At 41.3% G+C, this 12,453-nt stretch carries 6 protein-coding genes; 2 read left to right on the top strand and 4 right to left on the bottom strand.

What is annotated here, in order from left to right:
- Positions 1-47: 47 nt before the first annotated feature.
- Complete coding sequence (locus K245_RS0109910; protein WP_027359168.1) at positions 48-1,805, top strand: hypothetical protein; 1,758 nt, start codon at positions 48-50, stop codon at positions 1,803-1,805.
- Positions 1,806-2,228: 423 nt separating this feature from the next.
- Positions 2,229-2,864: a hypothetical protein gene (locus K245_RS0109900; protein ID WP_027359166.1), complete on the top strand. Its 636-nt coding sequence runs from the start codon at positions 2,229-2,231 to the stop codon at positions 2,862-2,864.
- Between the two features lie 102 nt (positions 2,865-2,966).
- Here the strand turns inward: K245_RS0109900 and bamA are convergent, their stop codons facing one another.
- From bamA to K245_RS23865, 4 genes are all read right to left on the bottom strand, one after another.
- Complete coding sequence (gene bamA, locus K245_RS0109895) at positions 2,967-5,753, bottom strand: outer membrane protein assembly factor BamA (protein WP_027359165.1); 2,787 nt, start codon at positions 5,751-5,753, stop codon at positions 2,967-2,969.
- Between the two features lie 96 nt (positions 5,754-5,849).
- Positions 5,850-10,118 carry a translocation/assembly module TamB domain-containing protein gene (locus tag K245_RS0109890; protein ID WP_027359164.1) on the bottom strand — a complete coding sequence of 1,423 codons (4,269 nt, stop codon included), beginning with the start codon at positions 10,116-10,118 and terminating at the stop codon, positions 5,850-5,852.
- Complete coding sequence (locus K245_RS0109885) at positions 10,096-12,036, bottom strand: RecQ family ATP-dependent DNA helicase (RefSeq protein ID WP_027359163.1); 1,941 nt, start codon at positions 12,034-12,036, stop codon at positions 10,096-10,098. Before K245_RS0109885 ends, K245_RS0109890 begins: the two co-directional genes overlap by 23 nt.
- Before the next feature lie 161 nt (positions 12,037-12,197).
- Positions 12,198-12,453: transposase (locus K245_RS23865; protein WP_035276931.1), on the bottom strand; the 256-nt coding region annotated here is incomplete at its 5' end.

Here is a 12,453-nt window from a genome sequence, read left to right as displayed (position 1 = left end):
AAATTGGACCGCATTTATTTTCTCAAATTTGTCGCTAAGGTGAAAAGATGGGCAATACTTCAGTTTTTCTATCAGGTAGTATGATATTGTGTCTCTGTTTTACGGCATTTGCATCTTCAGGGTGTCGCGATGAAGACTCCACGGAAAAATACAGATGGCCGAGCAAGTATTCTGTGGCCGGAACAGCAGAAGCAAAAATTGACAAAGATACGCGCACAAATGCGGAATCATATTCCATAGCCTCCGCGAATATGGCCAAGACTTTTTCGGAAGCCGCCGATGAATCATATAAGGGAATGTCCGGCCTTAGCAATGATTACGCAAAAGATATAAATACCGTGGAGATATTTACCCAGGAGGCCATGGATTCATATACCGACAGCATATCAAAAGCACTCGATAAATATGCGTCTGCCATCCTTTATGGTTATGACGCCGCGTACTTCAAAACCAACGGAATTATCGGCAAGAGGGCATCATCGTTTTTTCTTAAAAGGGATCTGAGCCCGACTGTTAATCTACCTGACAATAGTCCTGGACAGGGGAGCATATCGTCAGATTTTATTAATAACTTTGGATATCTGGGTTTTTTGGCTTACAGGGATTTTGATATTCTCATAAGGGCTCTCGAAGAAAGAATAAAGAACGGGATATTCATAATCAATAACAGTGTTGAAGGAAGCGAAGAGCATAAAAAAATCAATGAAGCGCTTGGAATAACATCTGATTCTTCAAAAAACGAGACTCTTTCAGCCTATGACGCGCTTAATGTTAAAGGCAAGCTGACCAAACTCAAAAAGTTTGAAGCCATAAACAGAGAGTATTCTGAAGGCTCCGCTCTTGAGCAGTCAAAAAACACAATAGTGCAGTCATGCAATGAAATGGTCAATTCTTTCAAGACCTCAGCTCCAGGAAATCTTTACGACTCTAAAGATGTAGATTCGGATAAGATAAAGCTCGGATTTCTTTTGAAGGCTGTTGGCCAAGATCCTGACGCTCTTTCTTCAAGCTATATGGGTATGAGTGCAAATGAGATATCCTCGTCAACAGGTACCATTGCCACATATGTCGGTTGTATAGTTTCTAACAGGACTGCTTCAAGTCTTCATATAGCAAAACCATTGTCAGATATAACTGATGAAGATGCAAAGACACTGCTTTCCAATATGGCTTCATCAATATATACAGATATCAAGGATGCCAGCAGCATTAGAAATGCATTTTATGCTTATACTTTGAAAGAAGCCAATGAACTATATGCTGATGGGATATCATCCACAGACTCTGATGATTCTGTATGGATAAACATACCTGAAAGAAATTACGCGAGATTTCTCAATAAACCAGGCAACAACAAAAGCTTCGGTGCACCTGATTTTGGCGTGTCAGAAAGCCTTATTTTAATGAATGGTTATATTCCTGAAATTTATTATAATCTTGATCTCATACCAACAGGTTTCAGTATAGGTATTGAATATGTCAATGTGAATGATTTAACCCAGAGGCTCGTGGATATACCTTCTGAAAAGAATATTGCCATTTCCACACTTATTCATCCTGCAAACATTGATGCAAAGCCAGAGCAGAACAGGAATTTCATGGTCTTTGCCAATCCCCTGGTATCAGGGATCAAAATATCCTACAAAGCGGCAGGCGGTGATAGCTGGGAGCAGACAGGCGAACCTGTGACAAACTCATCAGGGTATCTTGAGTTCTTCATGCCCGCAAGCCCGGATGATACCGAAGATACTTTAAATATAAAGTATGGAAAAATAATAGAGAAGAACTTCAAATTCAAGCTATAGCACTTAGCTCTCCACGGTCGAAAGGCCGGGGGGTTAAATCCAAAAAATAAGATTTGAAGGTTGGGGCTTTTTTAAGCCCCAGTCTTTTTTTAAAATAATTCATATGCACTGCTTGCTCTCTCTTGGTTAAATACTGCTCTTCAGATATTTTTGACAATGTCGCTGAAAGTCCGATTATCGTCATTCCGGCGCAGGTCTGAATCCAGAAGTATTTGAAAATACAAAAATGACTGATCAAGCCAGGCATGACGCCGTTGCCTTTTTTTAGTTTTTGCGACTCCATCATTTTTACCACCAATCTCTTTTTTTTGTTTTCAGGCAGATAATCAAAGGTTATTAATGATCCGGTTACAAAATCAAAAGAAATCCTAAAGAAGTTTTCCGACTTTTTCTATTGAAATAATTCATGATCAGGAGCCGAATATGTATCTTTTCAGCATCTCAGAATCAGGCGAGAACAATCCGCTTGTCATGACCAGAATCTTCAGGAAGATGCATAATCTCAGAATGTCTTACACCCTGGAATCCGTAAAACTTCTTGACCCATCAACTGATGCTGCATCTCTTGCTTCAGTTTTATCCTCCAAATATAACGACCGATCCTTTGTTATTATAAACCCAAGATTCAGTCAGGATGGAAGACCAACTGTAAAGGTTGAAATGAGGCCAAGGCTTTTCATAAATTCGGCTGAAAAAGGCGCGGCAGTCGTTGACATACTGAGACGCTCCCTTGTACCTGTCGAGTCTGTAATGGCAGAAGAAAGAGAGGGCTGGGAAAAAGACGAGGGAAGGGGATTCGGCGGAGATCACAGAATATCTTTAAATGATCTCATGGCTTTCCTGTCCAAAATGACTGCTGACAAAAGAATCTTTCTTTCAGAAAATTTCAATATGCCTGAAATTAAAGAGGTCATATCTAAAGAAATCATATCTGGCATCTCGATTCCGGAAAACGGAGAAATCAGGGGATGCGTCCTATCAGCGGCCATAGCCGTATGGATAGGAGAGCACCAGAAACAGCTCAAGACCCATTCTGCCGGGGGAAGAACAAGGATTTAGCAAGAAGCCCTCTCTTAAACGCTGCTTTTCAGTTTGGGGTTCTTTTAGCTTTCAAAAGGCTTTTTTTTAAAAATTGGCCGATCTCCGAATTCTTTTATATGGCTAAAAGACATACCCCACAGAAAAATGGATTTGCCCGGCGTCCTCGTCTTCTTTTCTGTCCAGTTTGTGTCCGTACATCAGTGAAAAAGGGCCGATGGGTGTTATATAGCCAATGCCTGCACCTATTGATGATTTGAAGCTGTCGTCGCCCTCTTTGCCCATAAAAAATCCTATGGAACCGGTATCCACAAAAGTTACAATCTCGAATTTCATACCGAGCTCTATTCTTGCTTCAAGGGTGCCTGATACGCTGCTTCTGCCTCCAAGAGCGTCTCCATTTGAGTCGGTACTCAGAAGATTTTCATTATAACCCCTTACAGATGTTGTTCCACCAAGATAAAAAAGCTGATCTGAAGGCATGTCTGATTCCGCGTCTATATATCCGAAGCGTCCTGCAAGGGCCAGTGTGAGCTTTTCAAAAGGGCTGTGATAAAAACTGATGTCGAATTTGTATTTGCGGAAGGTATCGTAATCGTTTTCTATTGATTTTGAAAAGTTCGCAGAAAGGCTTGCTTCCATACCTTTTCTTGGCCTTATGAAGGAATCTCTTATGTCATAATGCACAGCAGGTGTAATAGCCACAAGCTTTCTGGATTCTCCCATTTCAGCCTTGGAAGCGGCCGCTGATTCATTGTCGATGCTATACTGCTCCCTCTGCTCAAATCTCATGGCTGTTGACGTATAAATGGAGTCAGTCCATTTTTTTTCAAACTCAGTAAGTGAGCCAAATGCTCTTGTGCCGAAATCCTGGTTGAATTCTTCGGACTGTTCAGTATAAATTTTTGTTTTTGCGGAAAACCTGAGACCTGTGAATCTTGGATCAGCAATTCCGGTTTCAGCCTTGTATGTTGTCTGGCTTGCTTCCCCGGAAATCCATAATTCTTTGTTTTTACCGAAGAGGTTGCGGTCGCCGGTTTTTGCGCTGGAATACATGCCTTTCTGGGAATCATAACCAACACCAGCCTGGAAATAATAGGGCTTTTTTTCTTCAATTTCTGCCAGAAGATTTACTGTATCACTTTTCTCAGCAAGCCCTAAGGACGTGAACTGGACGGAATTGAAAATATCCATGTTTCTGATATTCTTCTGGGCTTCAAGGGCCTTTGTCAGGGAGAAAGGCTCTCCCGCTTTCATATTGAGCTCTTTTTTAAGAAGACTTTCACTGGTTCTGACATTGCCGTAAAAATATGCATTCCCCATTTTTACAAAAGGACCCTGCTCAACATTGAAGACAACATCCACAGTTTTGCCATCTGCGTTGAAATCTGCCGATGCTTTTACTGAGACATGGGGGTAGCCTTTTTCTGAAATCATTGCAGAGATCTTTTTTTCATCTCCTTCAAGCTCTGATTTGCTGAATGGGCCGCCCTTTTTTGTGTTGATTGCATCAAAAGCCTCTTTTTCAGATATTAAATCAAGCCCTTTGAATTTGATTGTTCCTGTATGGATTCTTGAATTTTCATCAATGATCATTTTGACATTTGCGCTGCTTTTATCTTCAGATATTTCAGCCTCAGCTTCAGTCTTTGCATTAATGAATCCCTGATTTTTGTAATATGAGACTACTGCTTCGGCATCTCCGTCAAGAATGTCCTGATCAAAAGGCTCCTTAAAAAAGATTCCTGACTCCTTTGTGAGCATGTTCTTTTCGATTTCTTTTTCGGGAACAGACTGATTTCCCTCAACACTCACTTTGGAAACAAGGGTGCGCGCACCTTCATCCATGACAAACACCAGTTTTTTGATTTTACCGTCTTCTAAAAGTTCTTCTTCAGTTGTGACAGAAATGCTCTGGAAACCATCTTCCATGTAACGTTTTTTTATGTTTTTTATACTTTTTCTGACTCCGAGATTGTGCTTGTTGCCGTCTTTTTCAATAACAACATCCTTATTAAGCGTTAAGTCCCAGTAATGCTCATTCCCTTTGAAATCTATCTTGTATTTAGGGCCTTCATTTATTTTTATAACCACGTCGACGGTATTGGTTTCTTCATTTTTTTTTATGTCATAAGTTACGGCAACGTCAGCAAATCCATTTCTTCTGTAAAAATCGACCAGGGACTGGATTTCTTTTTTAAGTGTTGCTTCGCTGAATCTTGAAATTACGTCGGGCAAAAAACTACTTCTTGACGTTTCGAGTGAAAGCCCCAGCCTGAAATCCGAAAACGAATCATTGCCTTTGAATTTTATATCTCCGATGTACCAGAAATTATCCTTTTTGATCATGACATCTATAATAATGTTGCCATCTGATGGATCAGTATTTCTCACAAGAGTGACCACGGGTTTGATGAATCCGTCTTTTTCAATCATTTTGGCTATAAGCTCTGGCTGTCTTTCAAATTTTTTGGGCTTAAAAGCTTCACCAGTGAATATGGTCATGGAGTTTAAAATGTCTTTCTCAAAAAAAGGATAAATTACTCCTTTTATTCTTATGTCTTTGATAATCCTTGCTGGTTTTAGCTTGAATATTATTAATGGATTCTGCTGCCCATCTGCTGAATCCGCAGTGATGCGTTCAAACAAACCGGTTTTTTTGATTGCCTGGATGCTGGATTCTAATTTTTCTTCTGAAAAGGCTTCTCCCTTTTTCAGGGAAATGATGTCATTGGCAAGATTATGGAGTTTTTCAGTATTAATGCCGCTAACAGGTTCAACCTGTATCTGGATGTCTTTTATTGTGTTCTCTTCAGCAAAAGCACCGTCGCAGGAGATCATTAAAGAAATAATTAAAAATACTGAGATGGCGGTGTTGCGAAGCAAGCTGATGTATAGACCTGATGGCATAAATATTATCCGAACCAGAGTATCTTGATGTTTACGTTTAAATGAACCGAATGCCTGTTGGCCGTGCATGATTCTTCAATAAGCCCACGCGATGAATTACCTGAATTCAAGCCTGTACTGAAGTTCCCCGCCATATATCCCGTTGCTGTCCCTGAATCCGTTAAGAATGATGTTTTCGAGCAGCTTGTATTCTGCCATTGCTTTCTGGCTTACTTCCCCTTCTTTTGAGTCAACAGCGTATTTTACGGCAAGCCTTCTCGACAGATTTTTGCCTATGGTTACTCTTGTCGTATCTTCTTGCTGTCCGGTCTTGTCTCCGGCTTCGAGGATATCAAGGCCTGCAACTGACTTGATTTCTTTTGAAAATGTTGAAGCGAGCATTTCCCCTAGCATTTCTGATGCTGGCCTTTGGGCTGCCTGTCCTCCTGAGACATCTTTTGAAACATTACCAAGTATTACGAGGGAAAGAATTTCATTGTCATCCAGAGGAGGATCGGATGAGAGATCGAAATTAAGTTTTTCAGGCGTTCCGGATATTTTTAGCGATACAGTCCATTGTTTGATTTTTGATGAGCTTTCTATGTCAAATTCAGGCTCAATCGAGTATGGATTAATGAAATCAATGACTCCTTTTTTGACCTCATACTCGTTTTTTCTGTAATAGATTATTCCTGAATCAACTTTGCACCTGCCAGAAATAACCGGCGCGGAAAGTTTTCCTGAAAGTTTCAGATCAGGCGATAGTTCCAGCTTCGCAAGATTATTGTCCACAAGCAAAGGATCTCTTTTTTTCAGGTCTATATTCAGCTTCATGTTTTTAAGAAATGGATTTTCAATGCTCTCCCATGCAGGAGGTTTTTTTCTGGTCGGCCTTGAAGGAAGGCTTATGAGGCTAAGATCCACATCCTTATAGTATGTTCCTTCCACAATGGTTGCCTCACCTGAAAGGATGGGAGCATCACTGCTGCCTTTGAGTGATAGATTTATATTGCTTAATATTTCCAAGGTATCAGGCACTATGACAGGCAGATTCCTAGCACTTAGCCTGATTCCCATTGCAGAGGCTTTAAGACCTTCAAGATCCATCCCTCCTGAAATAGTGAAAGCGCCGTCATCAAGCAGGCCTTTTATATTTCCAAGGGTCATTTTCTCAGGCGTGATCGTAATTTTACCATTTAGATCATGAAGTTTCTGAAAAGAATCCGGCAGGGTAAAGGCAATATTATTCAGGCTTATGTCACCTTTTATTACTGGCTTTTCTGCAGATCCTCTTATTTGAGCCTCGGTCTTAATAATTCCCTCAATATCAGGAAGAATATCCTGGATTAGGGGAGCCGCATCATCTAAGTCAAGAGAGCTTTTAACGTCAAAATTAAGGCCGGATTTTATATCCCATCTGCCTGATACGTTTAAGCCTCCATTCTTGATGATTCTGAATTCAGACGGAGAAATGCTTAAGATGTTTTTCTCAAATCCTGCATTCAGTCCGGAGCAGCTCAGTATACTGGTTTTTCTGTAATCTATGCCCAGATTTCTTATTCCTGCCTTTGCTGTTATCTGATCGGGTTTATTCATATTGCCCCTGGCAGACAAAAGGATATCTGTCTTTCCTTCAAATTCTTCTGTCCCTGCTGCCTTGAAAAAAGGAGACAGATTTATGTTTTTCAGGTCAAGGTCAGCCCCGAAATTTTTATCCTTCAGATTTGCCCAGGCATTTAACATGGAGGAATCAGGCGAAGACTCGACTTTGAATGTTTTGTCTTCAAGCCTGAGATTCAGGGAAAAATCTTTAAAAGATTGTCCCCTCGCCCCAAGCCCTGAAAATGATACTCTGCCTCCAAACTCAGGTTTTGAAACGCTGCCTTTTGCCTGGGCAGATGCCGACATAACTCCAGTGAGCCCAGGCAGTGAAAAGCCTTCCCTGAAATTTTCAAGCGAGATTGCCTTTGTATCAAGATCAAGTAATAGTTCTCCGTTTTCCTTGATCCAGCCGGTTAATTTCAGATTTTCTTTTTCCACTGGATTGACATCAAGGCTTTCGATGTCTATAGTTTTATCTTTTATTCCAGCCTTTAGGGCAGCGGAGCTGATTTTGATTTTACCAAATTTGAATTTATTCCCCTTTAACTCAAAAGCTCCGGAAGGATTTCCCAGGGTTCCTTTAATGCTTCCTGATGCTGAAATTTTGCCTTCAATATCACTAATAAAGTCTTCGACATTCAGATCCGCTTTTTTGATTTCAGCATCGATTGTCGGGTCTTTTCTGGTTTCAAATCCTTTGCCCGTGAAAAGACCAATGCTCGCACCCATGCTTAATAATGATGATCTGTTTGCTATGCTAAGGTCATTTATTTTGAGAATGCCTTTTGAGAATTCTGATTCCAAGGACGCATTCCCGACATTAACACCATAGGCAGATATTTTTTCCCCTTCTGATTTAAGGACGGCTGATGAATTAGCTGCATTGCCCTTGGCCTCCAGTTCTGCTTTAAATATTCCTGAAAAAGGCAGGGTTTCTGTCCAGAAGAGGGCCGGATCAAAATTCTTGAGCGAAGCCCTCAGATTAACAGGTGTGTCTGGGTCGATATTATTTAAATCGTTTGAAATTTTTGCACTTCCAGAAGCAAGAAGATTTGCAGGTCCGTTCTTAAGATTCAGATCGTTAATTTTCAGATTGCCTGAATCATCCAGGGACGCTTCCATTTTAATGGAGCCGAGATTCAATTTATCAATTTTCAGATTGTTTGCATCTGCTTTAGCTGTGAAAATGGGTTTGGCGAGCGTTCCTGAAAGATCTGCGTCAAGTTTGAGTGAGCCTTTGGCAGTAATGTCTCCGGTGATGGCTGCTAACTTTTCAAGATCCGGCAAGTCAATGGCTGTTGATATGGAAAAAGAATCAGAAGGCAGAGAATACCATCCACTGGTTTTAATCTTTGATCCGGCCCCCTCAAGATTCATTCTTCCAAAATCAATCAGGCCGTTTTTGGCTTTGATCTTCGCATTAAGATTCAGGGATTCTGCTCTTTTTCCCTTGTCATTCTTTTCCCATTCGAGATTTCTGCCTGTTATGTCGATTGATGTGTTTGCAACTATTTTTGACGTTGATATTCCCTTTAAATCAGCTGAGATGCTTCCTGAAAGAACTCCTCCCCTAAAAGCATCCCCAGAATCAGCAAGGTTTTTAAGGTTCAGGTTCCTGAGTTTTGCATCAATTCCATACGCCATTTTTTCAATATCGGCTTTGTCTGTGAAAAACGAGAAAGGAAAAGCTGCCGCAAGATCTGTATAAGCACTAGTTTCAAGGCTTCCTGTTCCGTCTGAAGCCTTGAGTCGTATTACAGCTTGCCTGTTTTTGATGTAGGATTCGGCTTCTGCTCCAGATACGGCGGTATTGCCGAAGCTGCTGCTGTTGCAAGTAATTCTTGCGTATCCTTCAGGATTGCCGATGCTGCCATATGCCTTTACAGCCCCTGCCGCCATTCCTGACATCGGAAAGCTCAAACCGCATGCTTTTTTTATGCCTTCAAGTGCAACGCAGGTATCAAGGGTTAGGTCAAATATCGGTTCTGTGAACAGATTAGAAATGCCGCCGCTAAGTGATAGTTTGCCGAACTGTGTAACAGTGTCGAGATTAAGAGATGTGATGTTGCCTTTGTTTAAAGAGGCTTCAAGTACAGCTGGAGAAAATCCGGTTTTAAAGCCCGGGACATCAAGCACCGCAGAAGGAATCTCGAGTCTTATGGAGCCGGAATTCGCGGCAAGATTATATTTTGCCCTGGCTTTTAATCCGGCGACTGTGGTTTTTATAATGCTGTCAGCATATACGACGAGGCCTTCGTTTATTTCTGCATTATTGATAACAATATTTAAAGGCAGCCCACCTCCTTCTGACGGTTCGGAAGGGGCTGAAGGTTTGAAAGCGGCCATCAGATTTAGGTTGCCTTCAATGGTTTCAAAAAGCATGATTTCAGGGCCTGAAATCCTGACTTCGGAAATATAGATTTGCCCTTTTGCAAGTCCTGACCATTCAATATCAGCGTCAATTCCTCTTATCCTTGCGATGGGAGAAGCCCCTGGGCCATCAAGTCTGATGTCCTTAAGCGTAATTTTTCCTTCTGCTATGGATAAATGGATTGCTTCCGCGGAAAAACGGCCATAAAGACCCGCGTTTATTGAGTTTATTATGAAATTTCGACCGCTTTCGGAATTGATGAAAAAAACTGCGGCGTTGACTGCAACGGTCAGCAGAACGACCAGAAGCGCAAGACCAGAAATTAATGATCTGGCCCAGTTTCTGGCCAAAAATCTGGTAAAGCTATTAGATATTGATCTGAATTTATTGCTACTCGCTTTTTCTTGAGGCATTTTCACCCGCTGCTACCCAGTCCATGACCTCTTTAAAAGGATACTTTTCAAGTTTCCCGAAATTTTCGAGTTTTTTGGCTCCGATCTTTGTCATATATGGAGTTGAAATGGAACAAAGGAATTTCGCGGCATTAAAAACGGTAAAGCCGTCTCCTGCTTTTTCAGCAAATGCGCCATAAAGCTCTTTTCTGTTCATTTTTTCAAGGGGTTCGAGGCTTTCTGTTCGTTCTATTGACGCTTTACCTGTCCTGCAGAAAGAGCAGTGTTCGCATTTTTCCACAGGGATTGCTTCTCCAAAATATCCTGCAAGCTCTCTGCTTATGCATGAGCCCTTTTCAAAGAAATCCACCATATTGTGGATTCTGCCTATTTCCGTATTTTCTTTTGAAATAAAGAGTCCGTGAAGCTTTAAAGAGAGTGCTTCAGGATCAAAATTTCTTGATACTATCTCGTAAACATCCACACTTTGCCTTGTCTGGAGCTCAATCCAGCCTTTTTCCACAAAATAATCGAGGGCTGTGACTATTCGTTGCCTGTCAGTGCTTGGGTAATCAGACATTATCCCCTGTATATCAACCTGAGCCCATATTTTCTTCATATGGCAGTTTTTAAATATCACGGACACAAAAGCCCTTCTTTCAGCATTGAACTGCCCGATTATGTCTGCCGCTGGAATCAGGTATTTGAAGGCGTATTCGTCGAATCTGGTGTAAACAGGCCGGACTATTCCCTCCAGTTCAAGATATACCATAAGTGTCTTGAATGGCAGAGGTCTCATGTCAAGAAATGATGAGAGGGAGAATGGTTTTACTTCGAGCATCTGATCAGGATGTTCTTTTATTATATCCGCGAGACTGAATATTGATGCCTTGAGAGGAGTATCTCCATAAATGAAGTTTTCCAGGACGCTTATATTGTCCCTGTTTGCGATGACCTCACAGAAGGATAACTGGCCGTCTCTGCCCGCTCTTCCGATTTCCTGACTGTAGTTTTCAAGCGATTTGGGAAGATCGAAATGGATGATCCGTCTTATGTCCTTTTTATCAATTCCCATCCCAAAGGCTATGGTAGCCGCAATGCAGGTTGCTGAGCCTGAAATGAACTCATTCTGGATTCTCTCCCTGTCATCATTTGTCATTCCTGCATGGTATGGCGATGTTCTTATTCCGTTCATGGTCAGAAATTCGGCGACTGATTCGGCTGTTTTCTGTAGAGTCACATAAATTATGGTTGGAGCGTCCGGGACTTTCAGAAGCCTTTTAAGGAGATATTCTTTTTTTGATGCTTCATTTACAGGGCTTACCTGAAGAAAAAGATTGTTCCTGTAAAAGCCTGTGCAGATTACGTTGTTTTTTTGAATTTCAAATTTCCCGCACATGTCTTCAACCACTTTTTCAGTCGCCGTGGCAGTTAGAAGAAGCACCTGGTCTATACCGAATTCTTTTCTGTATAAAGGAAGTTTCAGATAGTCTGGTCTGAAATTGTGTCCCCATTCCGATATGCAATGAGCTTCGTCAATCACAAGTAGAGAAATTTTCATTTTCTGAAGATGATTGCGGAATCTTTCGTTTCTGAATCTTTCAACCGAAATCATTAGAATCTTAAGATCGTTTCCTTTGGCCCGTTCAAGAATTGATGCGTATTCAGAGCTGGTAAGGGTGGAGTCAAGGCGTTCAGCCTGAATTCCACGACTTTTGAGAAAATCGATCTGATCCTTCATTAGGGAGAGCAGGGGCGAAACCACTATCGTGAGACCTGGCATAAGAATGGCCGGAAGCTGATAGCATAAAGATTTTCCTGCCCCTGTAGGGAATATGGCGGCCGCTGATTCACCGTCAAGCAGTCTTGAGACAACGTCTTTCTGGCCTTTTCTGAATGATTTGAATCCAAAGTATTTCTCAAGCGTTTGTTCAGGCATAGTAAATTCCACTTGCGACGTTGAAATAATCTGTCTGGTTTATAGAGTTCAGGCTCATTAATCCGAAATTGTTTTGGACGGATATTACTCTGTAATGAATTTTCGTACAAGAAGCCAATATTTTTGGGAGCCGATGAATATGAATTTAATTTTAAATCTGATTACCACTCTGCTTCAGCCATAGAAAGCATGGTTGATGGCATGGGTGGAGTCCTAAGAGCAACATAAATCAGTCTGTGAATCATGGACGGCAGATCATATCGGCGATTGAATCTGTACTGAAATTCTGCCAGGTACCGCGGAACATGCTTGCGATTAATTGCATGATAAGTACCTTTGAGCGCATTTTTTAAGTTACCAAGTATTATATTGACCCATTTGAAGGATGGATGCTCTACAGCTGCTTTACCACCTCCA

The sequence above is a fragment of the Desulforegula conservatrix Mb1Pa genome, assembly GCF_000426225.1.
GTDB classification, from domain to species: domain Bacteria; phylum Desulfobacterota; class Desulfobacteria; order Desulfobacterales; family Desulforegulaceae; genus Desulforegula; species Desulforegula conservatrix.
This window is presented reverse-complemented; position numbering and strand designations above follow the sequence as displayed.